Genomic DNA, 20,631 nt, shown 5'->3' with positions numbered 1-20,631 from the left:
TTCGACAGATCAACGTCATCTAGCACAAACGCATCGAACGGACGGTGTCCAATTGTGTTAGAACGACTTTACAGAACCGATCAGAACGGGTTTGGATGCGACTGTTTGTCGTGGCCTACGAGGCCCGGGGTCGCTTGACGCCAAGACGGGTTCTTAAGGAGAGAGACGTGGTCAAAAAACTTCTCACAATTCTCAGCATCGCCGCTACCGCCGGATCTCTGTCGATCGGCACTGCCTCGGCTCAGGACGCCAAGGCGGGTGAGGCGGTGTTCAAGCAGTGCATGACCTGCCACCGCGCCGACAAGAACATGGTCGGTCCGGCTCTCGGCGGCGTCGTCGGCCGTAAGGCGGGTACCGCGGCTGGGTTCACCTATTCGCCGCTGAACCACAACTCGGGCGAAGCGGGTCTGGTCTGGACCGCTGACAACATCATCAACTACCTGAACGATCCGAACGCGTTCCTGAAGAAGTTCCTGACCGATAAGGGTAAGGCTGATCAGGCGGTTGGCGTCACCAAGATGACCTTCAAGCTCGCCAACGAGCAGCAGCGTAAGGACGTGGTCGCCTACTTGGCCACCCTCAAGTAAGTCGATCAGACTTAACGACGCTTTAGAATCACAAGGGCTTCGGTTCGCAAGAACCGAAGCCCTTCGTGTTTTGGGAAGCCTTCTGACCGCGCGCCGGGAACGTCCGCCCCCTGCCCGGTCTTCAGCGCCAGCGGCGCAGCACGTCGACCAGATGCGCGCCGCCTGCAGCCATCAGGCACAGCGTCGGCACCATCCAACCGGCGCCGGCGAGCACGGCGCGCAGCGCCAGCAGCATCAGCGCGCCGGAAATCATGCCCGGCAGGAAATCGGCCGGCGCGATGCCGCGCTTGCGCCACAGCCAATAGCCGATCACCGCGATCGCCTCGACGAGCAGGAAGATCAGCACCGCATCGACCACGGTGCCGCTGGCGAAAAGTTCGGACATCATCTGCATGGTGGCTCTCGATGCGGCCGCATCGTCAGGGGCTCAGAACGGCGTGTTCAGCGCGACCACGGTCCAGTTGAGGTAGGCGGCGAACGTCACCCAGACCAGATACGGCAGCAAATAGTAGCTCGCGGTGCGGGCGCTGCGCCAGAACACCACGACGCCGGCCAGCACCGACAGCCACAGCAGCGGCACTTCGAGCAGCGCCCAATCCGGCCGCCGCACCGTGAAGAACAGCATGCTCCACAGCACGTTGAAGAAGCCGTTGGCGGCGAACAGGCCGATCACCCAGTCGCGCTGCGCGCGGGTGCGGGCGCCGCGCCAGGCGTACACCGCCGACATCGCGGCGAGCGCGAAGATCACCGTCCAGGCCGGACCGAACGCCCAGTCCGGCGGCTGCCACCACGGTTTCACCAGGCTTTGGTACCAAGTCCCGGTGTCGGTCAGCGAGCCGCCGAGCAGACCAACGAAGATTGCGACGGCGGCCGCAACAAAGATCGGATTCACAAGCCACCGCCTGCAGGTATCAGACCGAAGCCAGCCCCGTCATGTGGGCCAGGTTCTTGAAGAAGATCCGGACGTGGGCGATCGGTTTCGCCCGCACCAGCTTTTTGTTCATGTAGGCGTCCCACGTCAACTTCTGCACGTCGCGATCGCGGCAGATGCTGACGAATTGTTCGCGGCGCTTGTCGTTGGCGTACCAATACCACTGCATCAGGCCCAGGATCCGGAACACCGAGCCGTTGCCGCGCATGAAGCGCTTGCGCGCCAGCTTCAGCGCCTTGGCGTCGGCGGTCTGCAGGAATTCCTCGACCGCTTCGGCGGCGAGCCGGCCGCCGAGCAGCGCGTAGTAGATGCCCTCGCCCGACGCCGGCGCGACCACGCCCGCGGCATCGCCGGCGAGCAGCACGCTGTGGCCGTCGTCCCAGCGCGGCAGCGGATGCAGCGGGATCGGAGCGCCTTCCTTGCGGATGGTCTCGACCTCGTCGAGGCCGGTCTGCTTGCGCAGCTCCGCGACCGAATCGCGCAGCGAGAAGCCCTTGTGCATCGAGCCGGTGCCGACGCTGACCGTATTGCCGTGCGGGAACACCCAGCCGTAGAAGTCCGGCGAGACGTGGCCCTGGTAGTACACGTCGCAGCGGCGGCTTTCATAAGCGGCCTTCTGCTCGGCGGTCGGCGCCTTGATGATCTCGTGATAGGCGAACACGAACGGCACGCGGTCGGCATCCTGCAGGAACTGCCGCGCCACGCCCGACACCGCGCCATCGGCGCCGATGATCGCGCGGCAGCGCACCGTCTGGTCGATCATCGCACCATCCGGCCCGCGCCCTTCGTAGTGCACGGTGTTGACGCCGGCTTCGTCGCGGCTGAACCGCTTGAACAGGCCGGTGCGCCGCTCGGCGCCGACCGTCGCGGCGCGCTGGCGCAGCCACTCGTCGAAATGCTCGCGGTCGACCATGCCGACGAAGCCGCCGTCGATCGGCATGTCGACTTCGACATTGCTCGGCGACACCATCCGGGCGGCGTTGATCTTGGCGACCAGCATGCTGTCGGGAATCGCGAAGTCGCGGATCGCGCGCGGCGGGATCGCGCCGCCGCACGGCTTGATGCGGCCGGCGCGGTCGAGCAGCACCACCCGCTTGCCGGCGCGCGCCAGATCGCACGCCGCAGTAGCGCCGGCAGGGCCGCCGCCGACGACAACGACATCGTAAATTGCGGAGCTATCACTCATTTCAACCTCCGGCGACTGCTGCATTGGCCAAATCAACGTCACGACGATTTTGCGCGCGATGCACCCACACAGCCATCGCCGCCGACACCACAAACAAACCAGCTTCCGCGGCGAACACCGCCGCATAGGACAGAGCGGGTGCCCCCAGGATCAGGCGCGCCAGATCACTCGCCAGCGTTCCGATGAAGCCGCCGATACCGAACGCGATCGCCTGCGCGGCGCCCCACAGCCCCATCCGCACGCCTTCGCGATGCTCGCCGCCGGCGCCGACCAATTCCATCATCGAGCCGATCGCCGCGACCGCATAAGCGCCGTTGGTGACGCCGAGCATGAACACGGTGCCGCGCAGCGGCCAGCTCGGACCGACGATCGCGGCCGACGACAGCCCGAGCAGCGCGATCGCCGATGCGATACAGCCGCCGATCGTCCAGATCTGCAGATTGCCGCGCGTCCTCGGAAACAGCGCGCCGATGATCGGCACCATCGCCATGCCGATCAGCGTGCCGCCGTGCTGCACGCTCGACAGCTTGGTGGTCTCGCCCGGCGTGAAGCCGAACACCGCGCCGGCAAACGGCTCCAGGATCAGATCCTGCGCGCTGTAGGCCAGCATCGACACGAACACGAAGATCGCAAACCGCCGCGCCTGCGGCTCGTGCCAGACCTCGAGGAAAGCCTTGCGGAACGAACCCTTCGGCGCCGCCGCGGGTGCCGCGACCGCAGCGCGGCCCTCGACGCCCCACACGCCCGCGAAGGTCAGCACCATCGCGATCAGCGACACGCCGCCCGACACCGCGATCAGGCGCTGCGGCGAGAACGGATCGAGCAGCTGGCCGGCGATCGCGGTGGTGACGATGAAGCCCGCGATCATCATCACCCAGACGATCGTGGCCGCCGCCGCGCGGCGCTTCTCGTCGGTGCGCTTGGCGAGCAGCACCAACAGTGACGTGCCGGCCGCGCCGACACCGCCGCCGATCAGGCAGAACGCGACGATCGCCAGCGCCGTACCGAACAGCGGCTGCACCGTCATCCAGGCCGTGGCGACCGCGGCCATGAAGCCGCCGAGCGCCAGCACCGCCATGCCGCCAATGATCCACGGCGTGCGGCGCGAGCCGCGGTCCGAGCCATGGCCCCACGCGGGACGGAACACCTGCAGCGCGTAGTGAATCGCGACCAGCGCGCCGGGCAGCATCGCCGGCAGCGCCAATTCCACCACCATCACCCGGTTCAGCGTCGAGGTGGTCAGCACGACGATCGCACCAAGGCCGGTCTGCACCAGCCCCATCCGAACAATGCCGAGCCAGGACAGCGGTCGCATCATGATCAAGCTGCTCCGAACGATGAAACGGCGACGGCGCTGGCCATCATGCCGGACACATACAGCGCGACGCCGAGGCCCGAAAACCAGGTGGCGCGCTCGACCGGCGAGCGCAGAAACCGCACCATCAAGGCGAGCTGGACGACGAGCACGAAGCCGACGATGCCGGCCTGAATCGGCCGATCCCACGACAGCAGCAGCGCCACCACGATCACCTGCGGGATCGCCATCACGGCGCAGAGCACCCGCGCGGCGTTGTCGACGCCGAGCTTCACCGGCAGCGAGCCGACGCCGGTTTTGATGTCGCCTTCGATCGACTTGAAGTCGTTGAGCGTCATGATGCCGTGAGCGCCGGCGCTATACAGCAGTGCCAGCGTCCCGATCCACCACGGCGGCAAGCCGCCGAGCATCACCGCGGCGCCGGTGAACCACGCAAAGCCCTCATAGGTGATCGCGCAGGCGCCGTTGCCGAGCCAGCCGTTCTGCTTCAGGCGGAACGGAGGCATCGAATACATCCAGGCCAGCACCAGCCCGAGCGCAGCGGCGCCGAACACCCAGGCGCCGAGCTGGCTGGCGACCAGCAGCGAGGCCGCGGTCCACAGGAACGACAGATAAAGGCCCCAGCGGCCCGGAATGCGACCCGACGGAATCGGACGGTTCGGTTCGTTGATGGCGTCGACGTCGCGGTCGAACCAGTCGTTGACCACCTGGCTGGTGGCGACCAGCAGCGGGCCGCACAGCACGATGCCGGCGATGACTTCGACCCAGCGCGTGGAGATCGGCACGCCGGACGAGACGACACCGCAGCCGAACGCCCACATCGGCGGAAACCAGGTGATCGGGTGCAGCACCTCGAGCACCGCCGAGGGCGCTGGACGCACGGCCACACTGTTACTCATCGGCTCCGTCTCCTTCCGGCGCATGTTCAGCTAAGCCGTACCGGCGCAATTTCACGTAGAGGCTCTGGCGGCTCAGTCCGAGCATATCTGCGGCCGAAGCGCGATTGTCGCCGGTCAATTCCAGCGCCGCCTCGATCGACAATTTTTCGATCACGTCGGTGGTCTCGCGCACCAGGTCGCGCAGCGGCACCCGGCCGATCAGTTCGGTGAGCTGCGCCACCGAGCGCGGCAGTTCGCGCTTCGACGTCGCCGCCGTGGTCAGCCGCTTCTCGACATTGCGGATCGCAAAACCGAAGCACGGCTTGTCATCATTATCCTTCAAGGCGACCGCCGAGACTTCGACCTCGGCGACCGCGCCATATTCGCCGCGCAGTACGGTAGCGAACAGTTTGATCGCCCCGCTCTGGCGCAGATTGGCGAGCGCCACCGACAGGTCGACGCCGGTGCGGCCGAGCCAGCGATCGAGCAGCTCGCCGCGCGCCTGCTCGGCGCTGCCGAGCTGCGCCATCTCCAGGAACGCCAGATTGGCGCGGGCAACCCGGCCGTCATATTGCGTAATCACCAGCGCATCGGCGGCGGATTCGAAATAGTTGAGCAGCAGCGACGCAGTCTTGGCGCTGCCGGCTTCGGGCGGCGCGCCGTGCGACGCGAGCCGCACCAGATACAGCGACGCGTTCTCCTGGCGGAACAGCGACGCCGACAACTCACATTCACGGCGGCCATCGGCCAGCTTGACTCGGGCGCGGCCGTCGCGGCCGGTCGAGCGCACATCGGCGAACAGGTTCAACACCGTCTGCTGATCGGCACCGTCGACGAATCCAATCACCGGCGCATTCAGCGCCTCGGGCGCGCTGGTATCGAACAATGCCAGCGTCGCCGGATTGGCATCCACGATGAGTTCACTCGCCGCATCCACGATCATCACCGCTTCCGACGACACCTGGAACAGCAGCCGGTACCTCGTCTCAGCGTGCCGCAGCCGGATGTAGTCGCGCTCCATCGATTGCTGCGCGTTGATTAACCGCTGCTGCATCATGGCGAGTTGACGCAGATCACGCCCCACCACCAGCAGGCGGTCGTCTCTCCCGAAATTGATCGCGGAATAAAGCACCGGAATGTCTTCGCCATTGGGCGAAGGATGGTTGACCTGCCGCCAGGTCGGGGCGTCGCGCACGGTGGCGTCGAGCAGTAATTCGCGGATCTTCGGCTGGGTATCGGAGGTGACGATGTCAACGAGCCGCGAGCCGAGCCAACGGCTCTGGCCGTCCAGCTCGTGGGCCAGTTCGTCCCTAGTAAACGCTACGTCCCGGATCACACCCTGCGGATCGACCACCAGCGCGACATCGGTCGCAGCGGCGATCAGCTTCGCAGCAGACTGTGCACCGAGATCCCCCAGCGACTCCTTCGGAGATTTGAACACTTGCACCAGGGCAAATATCCTCCAGCAAGAACTCGTCCCTCCACTCCGGCGTCTGCGTCCTAAAAGCCCAGCCCTGTTCTTAACGTCTTCTCAGGCTTTGTTTTGTTGGCCTCTCAGGCGGAGTTGGAGGCGCTTCGTTTACAGCAGGCCGCTTCCCTCGTCACCAGTCAGCGGTACAAAAGAACCGCCTGCTGTCATCTTTCTCGGGAGCCGAAAGCAGCAGCGCGCGCCTGATTGGGTCTAGAACCATCAGGCGCGCGCATCATTCGTTCAGATAGACGTGCGGTTGTATTACCGCGGCGGCGCCAGGCCGTGCTTCACGCCCCAATCGAACCAGTTGTCGACAACCGGACCGGTCAGGATGATGCCGATGGCACCGGTCAGCGGGCAGAGCACCGCGAACCACCAGGCCCAACGATGGATCGATTCGGCCGTCGCGTTGAAGCCCATCGTCCAGCGCCAGAACAGAGCAGCGCGTTCAAGTGCAGTACCACGGTCCAGCATCTGCTCGATTTCGCGCTCGCCACCGTAGCGGCTCACAGCGAGGATGGTCGCACCGTGCATGGCGAACAGCAGGGCGGAGCCATACAGGAAGGCGATCGAGAGACAGTGGAAGGGGTTGTAGTACAGGTTACCGTACTTGATCGAGAAGTTGTTGGTCCAATCCAGGTGCGGGAAGATGCCGAACGGCGGTGCTTCACTCCAGGAGCCCATCAACACCGGCTGAATGAAGCCGAGCGCCAGGTACAGCAGGATCGCGGAAGCGAACGCCCACGACACGTGAGTGCCCATACCGAGCGCCCGCGAGCGCCGATAGGTGCGAACCCACCACAGGGCGATCGAGACGGTCAGGAAGAACCCGGCCATCAGCCACCAGCCACCTTCCTTCAGCGGCGGAATGGTCAGGCCGTATTCCGGCTTCGGGGGCTCAAGAGCCAGCCAGCAGAACTGACGCAGGAATTCGATCGGGCTCCAGTTCACCGACGCCAGCATATTGAGGCCGATGATCTCGAACGCGACCAACCCGCACAGCACGGAAGCCACACCGGTGAACCCGAGGTAGACAGGACCAACCTGCGCGTCACCGATTTTGCCGAGCCAGTAGTTGAACGTCGTCTGGGTCTCGCGAGGAGAGCTGCCGGGACGTAGCGGCACCCCCGCATAGGCAGGTCCTTCAACCTGGACCTGCGTAAAGATGTTCTGGTATTGGGCCATGACAAGACTCTCTTGTGACCGGTTGAATTACGGATTCCAGATCGGCAGGTTGCGCCACCAATTCCACCAATCGGGCCACGAACCACCTTCCGCCAGCACCGGACCGCTGATGATCATGCAGACCGCGCTGAAGAACACGGCCGACAACGCCAGGAACAGACCGAGGCGGTGAATGCCGATGGTACCAATCGAGTAGCCGACGAGATCACGGAACACGGTGTTTTCATGTTCCGGAGACTTCACAGGTTCGCCACGGTCGGGATTGAGCGCCGACAGCACCAGGCCGCCATGCAGCGCGAGCGCCAGACAGGTGGTGAAGAAGAACGTGATCGCGATCATGTGCGCGGGATTGTAGTGGAACTGGCCGTAGGAGTAGCCGGTGTTCGACACCCAATCGAGATGCGTGAAGATGCCGTAGGGGAAGCCGTAGCTCCAGGAGCCCATCAGGACCGGACGGATCACCACCAGCGTAACGTAAGCGAAGATCGCGAAGCTGAAGGCGAACGGAACGTGGAAGCCAATGCCGAGCTTGCGGCAGATTTCGACTTCACGCAGCGCCCAGGTGACGAACGCGCCAGTCGCGCAGATGCTCACCCACTGCCAAATGCCGCCCTCGGCGAGCGGCGCAAATCCCAGACCGTATTTCGCGTCCGGCGGGTTGACGCTGATCTGCCAGAGATTCCAGGTGGGGCCGAGCGCGGTATTCCACGCGATCAGCGCGATGCCGATCAGCGCGAAGAACACGGTCATCACCCCGAAGATCCCAACGTAGAACGGGCCAACCCAAAAATCGAACAGGTCGCCCCCGATTAGCGTTCCGCCACGAACGCGGTATTTTTTCTCAAAGCTGAGCATTGCCATCGATCGTTCCTCCGCGTGCGAGCCAGGGAAAATCCATCGTCGTCGTCCAGTCCATGTCGCTTCCCGGAAGGGTGTGGGCCCGGCAGATCGGTCCGTTTCCCAGCCCTTCCGGCAAGCAGTGAGTCACGCCATTAGACCGGCATGCTCGGCGGAGTGAACGGCAGCGAGATCGACGCCGCCTTCGCCGCACGCGGACCATCGAGCCAGTTGAACCGGCTGGTGCTCAGCAGGATGAAGTGGATGATGATGGCCAGGCCGAACAGGAACACGAACAGCAGGACCAGCGCGCGACGCGGATCAAACAGAAGCCAAATTCGCCACATAGTAGTCGTCTCCCCTTAGCACAGGAACGAGGTCAGTTGATGAACGCTGTCCATCGCGTAGCCGGTCGCTTTGGGCAGCCACGGACGCCACATCCAGGCGAGGATGTGAGCGACAACCGCAACGACGATGAAGAGGAAGAAGCTGGTCACGAAGATCGAGTGGAATTCCTTGGCTTCCGCTTCGGAAAGTCCCGAGATGGAACCGTCACTCATTTGGTCACCTCCTAGTGATGGCCTTTCGGCCGACACGCCGCCCGAGCGAGGGCGGCAACGATTGCCGTATCGTTTCCGAAACGACAGCGATTTACCGTTTCGTCTCCAAAACGGCAGCCTTCCGTCCGGCGGAGGCCGGACGAAATCTCCGAATTACATTCCCATGAACGAGGAGGTCACCAGCACGCTTGCGGCGTTGTGAGCCTCGTTAAATACTGATTCCTGGGAGCCGGATTTCTTGCGCCACGGCATGGCACGCGCCACGATCGCGCGGGTCAGAAACAGCGCGTAGCACGCACCGAACATCAACCGACATTCGAACGCGGCACTATCCGGTAGAACCCTCGAGCGACGGCCGGTGTGGACATAGTCGGACATCGTCATCTCCTCACTCTTGGATTGCCCATATTTGGTCGCGACATTGTGAAGCGCATTGTTCTAGCTCAAATCATCGTTACACCGATTGCCCGTCGAGCAGCGCAGCACGCGCTTTACTGACGAATTCGGTAGTGACTTTTTCCTGTCCGGCACGGCGCGCGCTGTTTTCAGCGGCATCGCGCAGACGTTTTGCCGCAGAGATTCGCACCAGCACCGGATGCTGCTCGAGCACTTCGTCGAGCAGCGCCTTGGCTTCGTCGCTCCACAGCAGTTCTTCGTGCCGGCGCGCAGGCGTCGGATCGACGCGATCGAGATCGCTGCCGAGCGGAAGAATGTTGAAAAGCGCGTCGAACAGCGCGTTACAGACTTCCTGCACCAGGTAAGTGGCGCCGGAATACCCCATGAACGGCGTGCCGGTGTGACGGCGGATCACAGCCCCCGGGAATGACGCCGGAATGTACACGGCGCGACCACCGGTCTCGGCCAAGTACATTCTTTCATTGTAGCTGCCGAACATGATCAGCGGCGGGGTCTGACGAATCGCCGCACGCACCGCTTCGTTGTCAGTCTTTTTGCCGACACAGCGCGAGATCGCGAAGGTGCACGGCAGCCCCATCTCGTCTTCGAGGAAGTGCCGCACGCCGCGGGCATAGGTATCGGTCGCGACGATCGCGAAGCTGGCGGTGCCGAAGAAGTCCTGCGTCACCGACCGCCACAGATCCCACAGCGGCTTGATGGTGGTGTTCTTCTCCCGCTCGATGAACGGCTCGGGATCGAGGCCGGTGAGCTCGCCAAGCTTGCGCAGGAAGCGCGTGGTCGAATGCAGACCGATCGGCGCCTGCAGGTACGGCCGCTCCAGTGATTCGCACAGCAGCCGGCCGAACTCGCGATACATGCAGACGTTGACGTCGGCATTCACCAGCTTGGGAATATCAGACAGGTGTGTGCCCAGCGGGAACACCATGTTGACTTCGGCGCCGATGCCTTCGATCAGCCGGCGGATTTCGGCGAGATCGGACGGCATGTTGAAGGTGCCGTAGATCGGTCCTATGATGTTGACCCGCGGCTTCTCGCCGTCCTTGCGCTTGCGCTCCGGAATTTTCTTCGGGCCGTATTCTTTCCACAGCCACGAGATCGCGCGGTCGGCGCTCTGCCACTGATCCTCATCGATGGTGCGCGGCAGGAAGCGCTTGATGCCGGTGCCTTCGGGCGTGACGCCGCCGCCGATCATTTCGGCGATCGAGCCGGTGACGACGACGGCCGGCAGATAAGGATCAAGCGCCTTGTGGGCGCGGTGCATCGCACCTTCGGTGCCGAGCTTGCCGAGTTCTTCTTCGCCGAGGCCGGTGACGACGATCGGCAATTCGTGCGGCGGCAGCGCATCGGTGTAGTGCAGCACCGAGGTCACCGGCAGGTTTTCGCAACCGACCGGACCGTCGATGATCACCTGCAGGCCCTTCACCGCGGTGAAGGCGTACACGGCGCCCCAATAGCCGCCGGCGCGATCGTGATCGAGGACGAGCATCAGATCATCTCCTCCGCCTTGCGCTTCTTGGCTGCGGCTTCGATCTGCTTCTTGTACTTCTCGCGATAGGCCGGAACGTCCTTCGGAGTGTCTTCCCAGACGCCGGCGGCATAGCCCTGCCCGACGTCGCCGAAGAACTCCTTCATCTCGTCGAATCGCGCCTTGTTGCCGAGCGCGGCGTTGATCACTTGCGCCAGCGAACCGGCGCCGGCGGGACCGAACAGCGGCCGCGCCGAGATCAGGTTGGTGAAGTACAAGGCCGGGATCGACATCGTCTTGGCCTTCTGCACCACCGGGGTGGTGCCGATGGCGAGATCCGGCTTAAATTCATCGACCGCCGCGAAGTCCTGTTCGAGCGAGGCGCGGTACTGCACCCGCACACCCTTGGCCTCGAGCCATTCGCGATCCGGATCCGACCACTGCGTGCGCGGCACCGCGGTGCCGACATAAGGCACGTTCGCGCCGCTCTCGATCAGCAGGCGCGCGACCAGCAGCTCCGAGCCTTCGTAGCCCGACACGGTGATACGCGCATTGATCGGCTTGGCGGCAAGCGCGGCCTTGATGGCCGGCAGGAAACGATTCTTGGCGGCGTCGATCTTGGAGCGCTCGACGTTGCACGCCGTGCCGATCGCTTCCAGCCACGCTTCGGTGCCGTCGTGACCGACCGGCGCCGAGCCGACGACCTTGCGGCCGGCGAGATCGAACTGGCGGATGCACGATTTGTAGAACGGATGAATCGCCGCAACGACCTGGCAGTCGAGCGCGGCATAGAGCTCGCGCCACTCGCGGGTCGGCACCACCGGACCTACGGCGAGGCCGAGCGGGTCGAGCATCAGGTTGATACCAACCGGATCGGCCGGGAACATTTCACCCAGCAACGTCACGGTCGGACGCTCGCTGCGGCCGCCGCGCGGCGCCTGCACCGGGCCCTGCTCGGCTTCCTTGCGGGCGTATTCGAGCATCGCGCCGGACAGCACGTCCTTGGCCTCGGCGTGAGTCGGCACGCCGAATCCCGGCACGTCGATGCCGATGATGCGGACGCCGTTGATCTCCTTCGGCAGCAGATCGAGCGGCACGCCCGACGCGGTCGGCACGCAGAGATTGGTGATGATGATGGTGTCGTACTGCGCCGGATCGGCCAGCTTGTAGACCGCCTCGCGGATGTCTTCGAACAGCTTGCCGGTGACCAGCGTTTCCGAACTGAACGGCACGTAGCCGACGGTGCGGCGGGCGCCGTAGAAATGCGACACGAAGGTCAGGCCGTACACGCAGCAGGCTGAGCCGGACAGCACGGTCGCGGTGCGGCGCATCCGCAAGCCGACGCGGAGCGAGCCGAACGCCGGACACATGCTCTGCGGCTGATCGTGCGGTCCCTTCGGATAGTCCGCGGCGTAGCGTTCGAGCACGTCGCTCTTGCCGGCGGCTTGCGCCGCCGCCTTCATCTCGGCAGCGCCGGCATGGCAGCCGAGACCGTCGGTTTTGGTCGCGGCTTCATTGATCGCGGGCGCGTCGGTGTCGACGGAAAAGTCCGCCGCATCGTCGCCGATCGATCCGGCGATACGGCCGGAATAACGAGACATCACACTCATGACGAACTCCCGATCACCCGATCTCAGACCTCGTCGTAGATCACTTCGAGCGACGGCTTGTTCAGCACCGAGGCGCCGCACATGTCTTCCATCGTGGCGGGCTCGAGCACGACATCGCGGCCGGTGACGTCGCTAGAGAACAACCCGAGCAGACCATCCTGGGTGAGCGGCTTCGGCCGAACCGGCGGCGCGGTGGCGACGTTCTCGGCGAGCGTCGCAAACAGCGGGCCCCACTGCCCGTCCGGCAGCGCGACGATCTCGTAGTTGGCGCTCTTGCGGCGGATGCCTTCGTCGGCGGGAATCGCCGACAGCACCGGAATGCCGGCCGCCTTGGCGAACGCCTGGGCTTCGCCGGTGCCGTCATCCTTGTTGATCACCATTCCGGCGACGCCGACATTGCCGCCGAGCTTGCGGAAGTACTCGACCGCCGAGCACACATTGTTGGCGACGTACAGCGACTGCAGGTCGTTGGAGCCGACGATGATCACCTTCTGGCACATGTCGCGGGCGATCGGCAGACCGAAGCCGCCGCACACCACGTCGCCGAGGAAGTCGAGCAGCACGTAGTCGAAGCCCCATTCGTGGAAGCCGAGCTTCTCAAGGGTTTCGAAGCCGTGGATGATGCCGCGACCGCCGCAGCCGCGGCCGACTTCCGGACCGCCGAGCTCCATCGCAAACACGCCGTCGCGCTTGAAGCAGACGTCGCTGATGGTGACTTCCTCGCCGGCGAGCTTCTTCTTCGACGAGGTCTCGATGATGGTCGGAGTAGCCTTGCCGCCGAACAGCAGCGACGTGGTATCGCTCTTCGGATCGCAGCCGATCAGCAGCACTTTCTTGCCCTGCTGCGCCATCATGTAAGACAGGTTGGCGAGCGTGAAGCTCTTGCCGATGCCGCCTTTGCCGTAGATCGCAATGATCTGGGTTTCCTTGGTGACGGGAGTCGTCACCGGGGCATCGGGTTCAACCGACGCCTCGGCCCGGAGTTGTGCGTCTTGCAGGCTGATCTGCGGAACGACGTTCATCAGCTCGGTCTCCAATTCAGAACCATTTTGAGGCAAGCAGGGTCTTCGAAAGCGATCCGATAGGCGTCGGGTGCCGACGCCGCCTCCTGGTGGTGCGTGATCAGTCCATCGAGCGAGAGCTTGCCGCTTTCGATCAGCGCCTTGGTGGCGCCGATGTCCGGCGGCTGCCATTCCGCCGCAACCCGAATGCGTGCTTCACGCATGAAAGCGGGCGGGAACGAGAACGACAGCGGCTCGCTGTAAAATCCAGCGAGCACGATCTCGCCGGTGGCCGCGATGCGCGAGATCAAAGTGTCGAGTAATTTTGGATCGCCGCTGACGTCGTAGATGCTGCGATAGTCGCGACGTTCGTCGGATGCAGGATCGACCACCGCATAACCTTCGGCGCCGCCGCTGCGGATCGGGTTCTTCTCCCACACCACCGGCGGCGGATTGCCGAGCGCGATCGAAATCCGCGCCAACAAACGACCGAGCACGCCGTGACCGACGATGCAGTCGGGCGGCGTCGCGCCGCGCGCGGCGATCGCATGATAGGCAGTCGCAGCCAGCGCGATCAGAATGCCGCGCTCGCCGAGTTTCGAATCCAAAGGCACCACGCGCTTGGCCGGCACAACGAGCCGCGACGCCGAGGCGCCGAACAAGCCGCGCACTTCGCCGAAGCACTTCGCGCCGGGCACGAACACCATCTGGCCCGGCTTCAGGTAGGTAGCCGAACCAGCCTCAACGACCTCGCCAACCGACTCGTAGCCGGGGACCAGCGGGTAACCCATTCCGGGGAATTGCGGCATCCGGCCCGACCACAACAGCCGCTCCGTACCGGTGCTGACGCCACTCCAAGCCACATCGACAACGATGTCGTCGTCAGTCGGCGCCGTAAGGCTCAAGCGACTGAGTTCGACCTGTTGTGGCTGCTTGAGTACGACCGCGATGGTGTCCATCGCTTACTCCAAATTCCGAACGGCAGAGCTCTGCCGCCGAGTGTCATGCTAAACTGACGGATCACAGTGTCAAGCCAGATTAACACAACTACCGTTTGGATGCGGTAATTACGGAGGCAACCAGCGGCATCGGAACCGGGTGCAAAGTGACCTGGGAGAAGCCCGCATTCTCGAGCATCGCCTGCAGTCGAGGGAAGCTCCGGGCTTTCCCGGAGCCCATGGCGTAAAGGTAGAAGGCGAAATAGGCGTCGGAGATCGCGGCGGTGCCGGGAATTCCGGCGATCGGCTCGGCGATCAGCAGTTTTCCGTTATTGGGCAAGGCGTTGTGGACGGCGCGCAGCAGCGCCTCGACGACCTCGTCGTCATGGTCGTGGATCACCCGGACGAGGGAAATGACGTCGGCGCCTTCGGGCAGCGGGTCGGTGGTGAAGCTGCCGCCGACCGCGGTCGCCCTCTCCTTCAGGCCGCTCGCCTCGAACCGGGCCGCCGCCTTTTCGGCGACCGCCGGCAGATCGAACAGCATGCAGCGCAGCTGCGGCGCCTGGGCGGCGACCGCCGACAGGAACGAGCCGTCGCCGCCGCCGACGTCGAGCAGGCAGCGGTGGTCGCGGAACGAATAGACGTGCAGCACCTCGCGGGCGATCATCGGCTGCGACGCCGCCATTAGCGCCGTATAGGAGGCGATCGCATCGCCCGGCAGCTCGCCCGGCCGCTCGCCCCGCACATAAGCCCAATACGCCGCCAGCTCCCCCGCCCCGCGCGGCGCGCGCAACAGCCCAATGGGATCCGTCAAATCCCGATACAGCATGGCGTGATGCTCGACGAGCGCGAGCACCCCCGGATTGCCGCGCAACTCGGCGCCGAGCTGGCCGAGGCCGTAGCGTGCGCCGCTGCGCATCTGCAGCAACTGGAGAGCGACTGCGCCGTCGAGCAGCATCCGCATCGACTCGACCGGCAACGACAGCCGCGCGGCAAGGTCTTCAGCGGTGGCGGGGCGCTCGGCGACGATATCGAACAGCCGGAGCTGCACGCAGGCGAGCAGGATCTGCGAATAGACAAAGCCGGCGACCAGATCGAACATCGCCACGGCGCGCCGGCGCGCGACCGGACGCATCAACGGAAACACCGCGGCAAAGCGCTGAAAGCGCGGATTCGACAGGATCGAATCGCGCCAGCCGAGCAGCCGGTCACGCAGGCTCAAGGAGACCATTCGGTTCTGCTACCACCGGCCGGCCGCGAAGGCCAAGCCGGCGGCCGCGTCAGGCCGCAGTGGCGGCCAGCTTCGCCGGCACCAGACGGGTCGCTTCCGACATGATCAGCGACCGCAGCTCGTTGCCATTGGTGCAGTCCGGCATCGCCTCGACGGCGCCGCGCACCAGCGACTTCAAGTGGTAGATCGCGCCGTCGATGCCCATCTCGCGCACCGCGCTCGGACGATCGTGGGCGATATCCTGTCCGACCGGCTTGCCGATCTCTTCAACGTCCGCAGCAGCGTCACGGAGGTCGTCAGCGACCTGATAGGCCTCACCGATCTTCTCGCCGACCATCCGCCACGGCTCCGGATCGGCACCGGCCGACGCTGCGCCCATCGCGGTAGCCGCGACGAACAGCGCACCGGTCTTGGAGCGGTGATAGTGGGCGAGATTGATCTCGGTCTCGCATTCCCAGGCCTGGCCGGCGACGATGCCGAACGGCACGCCGACCGCGCCGCCGATGATCTGGGTCAGCTTCAACAGCCGGTCCGCCGGACCTTCAACCCGGGCGATGGTCTGGAACGCCAGCACGATCATCGCGTCACCGGCGAGCACCGCGAGCGGTTCGCCGAACGCCTTGTGCACCGACGGGCGGCCGCGGCGCAGGTCGGCGCCATCGAAGCACGGCAGATCGTCATGGATCAGCGAAGCGCAGTGCATCAGTTCGAGCGCGGCACCGGCAGCTTCGGTAATTCCCGGATTGTCTTCGCCGCAGGCAAGGGCCACGCTGTGGCAGAGCCGCGGACGAACGCGCGCCCCGCGCGGGAACACCGCGCTGCGCATTGCTGCCGCCAGCCGCGGCGGACATCCGGCCATGTCGGCCTGATTGAGCGCATCAGTCAGAGCACGCTCGATCCGATTGGTCACGTCCATGGCCACACTCCCGCGCTGAAGGCACAAGTGTCAATTTAACTTGTCAGGCGAAACTGTAAGTTATTATGGACACCTGTCAATGATATGGCTCAAAGACAGCTGAGCCGGAGTGAGAAAGCGCATGCGGGACCAGACCGCGAGGAATCGCGTCGTAGTGATCGGCGCCGGCATCGCGGGACTGACGTCCGCGCTGACCCTGGCTGCACGCGGCTTCGACGTGACGGTGCTCGAACGCGCCGCCGCCCCCGGCGGTAAAATGCGCGAAGTGGCGATCGGTCCAGCGCGGATCGACAGCGGCCCGACCGTGTTCACAATGCGCTGGGTGTTCGAGGAGCTGTTCGCCGGCATCGGCCTGAACTTCTCCGACCACGTCCGACTACGACCTTTGTCGGTCCTGGCCCGCCATGCCTGGGATGACACCCAGCGTCTTGATCTGTTCGCCGACGAGGCCCGTTCGGCCGACGCGATCGGCGCGTTCGCCGGTGCTGCGGAAGCGAAGCGTTATCGGCAGTTCTGCGCCGACAGCCGGCGCATCTACGAGATCCTGGAAAAGCCGTTCCTGCGTGCCACCGCGCCGAGCCTGCCGAAGCTCGCGACCGCGGGCGGCATCGGCGGCCTGATCGAACTGCGCAAAATCCGCCCTTTCACCACGATGTGGAAGGCGCTCGGCGATTACTTCCACGATCCGCGGATGCGGCAACTGTTCGGCCGCTATGCGACCTATTGCGGATCGTCGCCATTCGATGCGCCCGCCACGCTGATGCTGGTGGCTCATGTCGAACATGAAGGCGTGTGGATCATCGAAGGCGGCATGCACGCGCTGGCGCAGGCACTCGCCGATTGCGCCACCCGGTTCGGTGCCACGATTCGCTATCAGCAAAGCGTGCGCGAGGTGATGGTCTCGGGCAACCGCGCCTCCGGCGTGATCCTCGACAGCGGCGAGCGCATCGAAGCGCATTCGGTGATCGTCAATGCCGATGTCGGCGCGCTGCCGGCGGGACTGTTCGGCGAAGCGGTACGAACTGCAGCAAATCCGCTGGCGCCGCGGCTGCGCTCCCTGTCGGCGATCACCTGGAGCATGGTGGCGAAGACCCGTGGCTTTCCGCTGTGCCGGCACTCGGTGTTCTTCTCGCGCGATTATCTACGGGAGTTCGCCGAGATCTTTGGCCGCGGCGAGGTGCCGACAGAACCGACCGTGTATGTCTGCGCGCAGGATCGCGTGGACGACGAAGCACGGCTCGGCGCGAGCGGCGAAGAGGAATTGCTGGTGCTGATCAACGCGCCGCCGGTCGGCGATCGCAAGAGCTTCGATCAGGGCGATGTCGCGCGCGCCGCCGAGCGCGCATTCGGCGTGCTGCAGCGCTGCGGCCTGCGGGTCGACATCGATCCCGGCAAGACACGGGTGACCACGCCGGCCGACTTCAATCGGCTATTCCCCGCGACCGGCGGCGCGCTGTATGGTCGCGCCTCGCACGGCTGGAGTGCCTCGTTCGAACGTCCCGGAGCGCGTACAAGGATCCCCGGCCTGTATCTGGCGGGCGGCAGCACTCACCCGGGTCCCGGTGTGCCGATGGCCGCCCTCTCCGGCCGCGCTGCGGCGGCGACATTGTTCGCCGACCTCGATTCCAACCCCGCCGGCCCGAGGCCTGCGCTTCGCCCGGCTTCTTCCAAGACGACGTGAGATTATGATTGCCTGGCCTAACGAGACCGACGAACGCCGCGCCGGATTCAATGTCGACGTTCCGCGCAACGGCTACGCCTGGTGGTACATCGACGCGATCAGCGACGACGGCCGCGAAGGCCTGACCATCATTGCGTTCATCGGCAGCGTGTTCTCGCCGTATTACGCGTTTGCGCGGCGCCGTGCGCCGGCCGATCCGCTCGATCACTGCGCCATCAATGTCGCGCTGTATCACGAGGCCGGCAAGCGCTGGACCATGACTGAGCGCGGCCGCGGCCGCGTGGCGCGCAACGTCAATTCCTTCCTGATCGGGCCGAGCGATCTCGGCTGGGATGGCAAGACGCTCACCATCAACATTCGCGAGACCGGCGCCCCGGTGCCGGGCCGGATCGAAGGCCGCGTCCGGGTGACGCCGGTCGCGATCACCAAGGATTTCTTCGTCCTCAATCCGCAAGGCAATCACCGCTGGTGGCCGATCGCGCCGCGCGCGCGGGTCGAAGTCGACTTGCGGCGGCCCAATTTGTCCTGGCGGGGCGAAGGCTATCTCGACAGCAACGCCGGCGACGAGCCGATCGAGACCGGCTTCCGGCATTGGGAATGGGCGCGCGGGGCGATGCGCGACAAGACCGTGATCCTGTACGAAGCCGAGCGCCGGGACGGCAGCCGGGTCGATCTCGCCGTCACGTTTGACGCCGAAGGCAACAAGCAGGAATTCACCCCGCCACAACTGCTGCCGCTGCCGCGCTCAGGCTGGAAGGTCGACCGCAGCGCCCGCAGCGAAGCCGGCGCCAAACTGGTCCGCACGCTCGAAGATACCCCGTTCTATGCGCGTTCGATGGTGGAGACGACGCTGCTCGGCGAAAAGGTGACACTGGTGCACGAAAGCCTCTCCCTCGACCGCTTCCGCATGCCGGTCGTGCAGGCGATGTTGCCATTCCGGATGCCGCGGCGGCGGTAGTAAGCGCCGTTACCATCGTCATGGCGGGGCTTGTCCCGGCATGACGACTAACGTTCGTCAGAAGACGTATTGTTCTTCCCCTTCTCCGCCTCACGCTTGCGATCCAGCCGGCGCCCTTGCCATTCGAGCACGGCCCAGCCGGCGGCGAACATTCCGAGCATCAGGATTTCGAAGTAGTTGAAGGCGCTTTCGCTGTTCATGGCGGGCTGCCTTTGTCGCGGTCGGCGCGGGCGCGGTCGAGGCGTTTGCCTTGGCGTTCGAGCACCAGCCAGCCGACGGCCAGGCAGAGCACGACCAGGATCAGTTCGGTCAGTCCGTAATACTCGTCCACGGTAGGCCTCCGTCGATGGCTGATGGCCAAGAGGTAGCAGAATAGCTCACTCTCGGGATTCCCGCACCGGCCTCATCGGTGAAACTCAGGTCCCGCCGGCATTGGCAGATGATCGCAGCGACGACTGCTCGTGCGTCATCGCGACACATCGAAGGGGGCGGCGATCTCGCCAATGGTGTCGTCCCGACCTCGCTCGGCCCGCAGGCGCTCGACGATCCACGATCGTCGCATCGAAGCCCCTGCCCTCTTCAGCATGCCGGAATGGGAGACCCAACATGTCGATGCTCAAGCGAACCCTGGTCCTGCTCGGCGATACGCCGTCGTCGCTGGCGGCGCGCGCCTATGCGTTCCGGCTGGTGCAGCAGACAGGCACGGACCTCGCCGGACTTGCCGGCGTCGATCTCGGCGAGATCGAAGCGCCGATGCTCGGCGGCATTGGGATGTCGGCCTACCAGACCCAGCTCCAGACCGAGCTGAAGCGGCAGGCCGACACCACGCGTGACCGCCTGCAGGCGGAATTTGCGGACGACTGCCGCAGCCGGTCGCTCACCTGCGAAGCGGTGTCATTCGAAGGCGATCCGGCCGACGGCTTTCGGCTGGCGACGGAAACGCGCGATCTTGCGGTCGCGGGCCACGACACCGGATTCGGCGGCAGCCAGGAGCCGCTATCGGCGATGATCGCCAAGCTGGTGGTGCGCACGCCGCGGCCGTTGATCGTCTGTCCCGATGAACTGCCGGCGGGGGATGCGGTGCTGATCGCCTATGATGGCAGTCTGCCGGCGATGCGCGCGCTGCAAGTGTTCGCGCTGTTGGGCCTCGGCGACGGCAAACAGATCTGCGCGCTGGCGATCGACCGCGACGAGGCTGCGGCCGCACGCAAGGCCAATGCGGCAGCGGAGTTTCTGCGGATTCACGGACACGCGGCCGAAGCTATCCCGACCTCGTCGAGCGACGATCCTGCCGACCTGATCCGCGCCGCTGTCGCTGAGCGCAACATCGGCACGGTGGTGATGGGCGCGTATGGCAATCGCGGCTTCCGCGAAGCGCTGTTCGGCTCGACCACGGACGCGCTGGTCGACACCCCGCCCTGCGCGCTGTTTCTGTATCACTGATGCGACAGATCGCGCCGACGC

23 protein-coding genes are annotated in these 20,631 nt (G+C 65.0%); 4 read left to right on the top strand and 19 right to left on the bottom strand.

The features are described from left to right. The first annotated feature begins 167 nt into the window (after positions 1-167). The gene (locus tag LRC39_RS07645; protein WP_011157096.1) at positions 168-587 is read left to right on the top strand and encodes a c-type cytochrome; all 420 of its coding nucleotides are present in this window, start codon (positions 168-170) and stop codon (positions 585-587) included. 121 nt (positions 588-708) lie between these two features. On the opposite strand, the gene LRC39_RS07640 is transcribed toward LRC39_RS07645, so the two are convergent. The 17 genes from LRC39_RS07640 to LRC39_RS07560 form a co-directional block, all read right to left on the bottom strand. After that, a complete protein-coding gene (locus LRC39_RS07640) occupies positions 709-981 on the bottom strand; it encodes a hypothetical protein (RefSeq protein ID WP_164573483.1) in 273 nt (90 codons plus the stop codon). A gap of 33 nt (positions 982-1,014) precedes the next feature. Further along, positions 1,015-1,479: a TspO/MBR family protein gene (locus LRC39_RS07635; RefSeq protein WP_011157094.1), complete on the bottom strand. Its 465-nt coding sequence runs from the start codon at positions 1,477-1,479 to the stop codon at positions 1,015-1,017. Between the two features lie 19 nt (positions 1,480-1,498). Further along, positions 1,499-2,704 (bottom strand): geranylgeranyl diphosphate reductase, encoded by a 1,206-nt coding sequence (locus LRC39_RS07630; protein WP_164573482.1) that lies wholly within the window; start codon positions 2,702-2,704, stop codon positions 1,499-1,501. A gap of 1 nt (position 2,705) precedes the next feature. Continuing rightward, positions 2,706-4,022 (bottom strand): BCD family MFS transporter, encoded by a 1,317-nt coding sequence (locus tag LRC39_RS07625; protein WP_164638032.1) that lies wholly within the window; start codon positions 4,020-4,022, stop codon positions 2,706-2,708. Between the two features lie 2 nt (positions 4,023-4,024). Beyond that, positions 4,025-4,918 carry a chlorophyll synthase ChlG gene (gene chlG, locus LRC39_RS07620; protein ID WP_346296841.1) on the bottom strand — a complete coding sequence of 298 codons (894 nt, stop codon included), beginning with the start codon at positions 4,916-4,918 and terminating at the stop codon, positions 4,025-4,027. Further along, complete coding sequence (gene ppsR / locus LRC39_RS07615; RefSeq protein ID WP_107343542.1) at positions 4,911-6,344, bottom strand: transcriptional regulator PpsR; 1,434 nt, start codon at positions 6,342-6,344, stop codon at positions 4,911-4,913. Before ppsR ends, chlG begins: the two co-directional genes overlap by 8 nt. 285 nt (positions 6,345-6,629) lie before the next feature. Next, positions 6,630-7,553, bottom strand: coding sequence for a photosynthetic reaction center subunit M (gene pufM, locus LRC39_RS07610; protein ID WP_107343541.1), 924 nt, complete (start codon positions 7,551-7,553; stop codon positions 6,630-6,632). 27 nt (positions 7,554-7,580) lie between these two features. After that, positions 7,581-8,414 (bottom strand): photosynthetic reaction center subunit L, encoded by an 834-nt coding sequence (gene pufL / locus LRC39_RS07605; protein WP_011157088.1) that lies wholly within the window; start codon positions 8,412-8,414, stop codon positions 7,581-7,583. A gap of 131 nt (positions 8,415-8,545) precedes the next feature. Continuing rightward, positions 8,546-8,737: a light-harvesting antenna LH1, alpha subunit gene (pufA, locus tag LRC39_RS07600; RefSeq protein ID WP_011157087.1), complete on the bottom strand. Its 192-nt coding sequence runs from the start codon at positions 8,735-8,737 to the stop codon at positions 8,546-8,548. Between the two features lie 15 nt (positions 8,738-8,752). Further along, positions 8,753-8,950 carry a light-harvesting antenna LH1, beta subunit gene (gene pufB, locus LRC39_RS07595; RefSeq protein WP_011157086.1) on the bottom strand — a complete coding sequence of 66 codons (198 nt, stop codon included), beginning with the start codon at positions 8,948-8,950 and terminating at the stop codon, positions 8,753-8,755. 153 nt (positions 8,951-9,103) lie between these two features. Then, entirely contained in the window at positions 9,104-9,328 is a 225-nt protein-coding gene (locus tag LRC39_RS07590) for a hypothetical protein (protein ID WP_346296840.1), read from the bottom strand. 76 nt (positions 9,329-9,404) lie between these two features. Continuing rightward, positions 9,405-10,853, bottom strand: coding sequence for a chlorophyllide a reductase subunit Z (gene bchZ, locus LRC39_RS07585; protein WP_107343540.1), 1,449 nt, complete (start codon positions 10,851-10,853; stop codon positions 9,405-9,407). Beyond that, positions 10,853-12,442, bottom strand: a complete 1,590-nt coding sequence (gene bchY / locus LRC39_RS07580) for a chlorophyllide a reductase subunit Y (RefSeq protein WP_107354744.1) — start codon at positions 12,440-12,442, stop codon at positions 10,853-10,855. The genes bchZ and bchY overlap by 1 nt, the downstream gene beginning before the upstream one ends. A 23-nt stretch (positions 12,443-12,465) precedes the next feature. Beyond that, entirely contained in the window at positions 12,466-13,464 is a 999-nt protein-coding gene (locus LRC39_RS07575) for a chlorophyllide a reductase iron protein subunit X (RefSeq protein WP_107346495.1), read from the bottom strand. Next, complete coding sequence (gene bchC / locus LRC39_RS07570; RefSeq protein ID WP_346296839.1) at positions 13,464-14,402, bottom strand: chlorophyll synthesis pathway protein BchC; 939 nt, start codon at positions 14,400-14,402, stop codon at positions 13,464-13,466. Before bchC ends, LRC39_RS07575 begins: the two co-directional genes overlap by 1 nt. An 88-nt stretch (positions 14,403-14,490) precedes the next feature. After that, positions 14,491-15,612 carry a methyltransferase gene (locus LRC39_RS07565; protein ID WP_346296838.1) on the bottom strand — a complete coding sequence of 374 codons (1,122 nt, stop codon included), beginning with the start codon at positions 15,610-15,612 and terminating at the stop codon, positions 14,491-14,493. Between the two features lie 49 nt (positions 15,613-15,661). Next, positions 15,662-16,528 (bottom strand): polyprenyl synthetase family protein, encoded by an 867-nt coding sequence (locus LRC39_RS07560; RefSeq protein ID WP_107354742.1) that lies wholly within the window; start codon positions 16,526-16,528, stop codon positions 15,662-15,664. Between the two features lie 121 nt (positions 16,529-16,649). On the opposite strand from LRC39_RS07560, the gene crtD reads away from it, so the two are divergent. Beyond that, positions 16,650-18,209 carry a 1-hydroxycarotenoid 3,4-desaturase CrtD gene (gene crtD, locus LRC39_RS07555; RefSeq protein WP_346296837.1) on the top strand — a complete coding sequence of 520 codons (1,560 nt, stop codon included), beginning with the start codon at positions 16,650-16,652 and terminating at the stop codon, positions 18,207-18,209. Positions 18,210-18,213: 4 nt separating this feature from the next. After that, positions 18,214-19,167 (top strand): carotenoid 1,2-hydratase, encoded by a 954-nt coding sequence (locus LRC39_RS07550; protein ID WP_346296836.1) that lies wholly within the window; start codon positions 18,214-18,216, stop codon positions 19,165-19,167. 47 nt (positions 19,168-19,214) lie between these two features. Here the strand turns inward: LRC39_RS07550 and LRC39_RS07545 are convergent, their stop codons facing one another. Together LRC39_RS07545 and LRC39_RS07540 are read right to left on the bottom strand one after the other, a co-directional pair. Beyond that, a complete protein-coding gene (locus LRC39_RS07545) occupies positions 19,215-19,367 on the bottom strand; it encodes a hypothetical protein (protein WP_346296835.1) in 153 nt (50 codons plus the stop codon). Continuing rightward, positions 19,364-19,498: a hypothetical protein gene (locus LRC39_RS07540; RefSeq protein WP_346296834.1), complete on the bottom strand. Its 135-nt coding sequence runs from the start codon at positions 19,496-19,498 to the stop codon at positions 19,364-19,366. Before LRC39_RS07540 ends, LRC39_RS07545 begins: the two co-directional genes overlap by 4 nt. A gap of 275 nt (positions 19,499-19,773) precedes the next feature. Between LRC39_RS07540 and LRC39_RS07535 the strand changes: the two genes are divergently transcribed. Next, complete coding sequence (locus LRC39_RS07535; protein WP_346296833.1) at positions 19,774-20,610, top strand: universal stress protein; 837 nt, start codon at positions 19,774-19,776, stop codon at positions 20,608-20,610. The last annotated feature ends 21 nt before the right edge of the window (positions 20,611-20,631 follow it).

Origin of the sequence: Rhodopseudomonas sp. P1, from assembly GCF_039642825.1 — a bacterium.
Taxonomy (GTDB): domain Bacteria; phylum Pseudomonadota; class Alphaproteobacteria; order Rhizobiales; family Xanthobacteraceae; genus Rhodopseudomonas; species Rhodopseudomonas palustris_H.
This window is presented reverse-complemented; position numbering and strand designations above follow the sequence as displayed.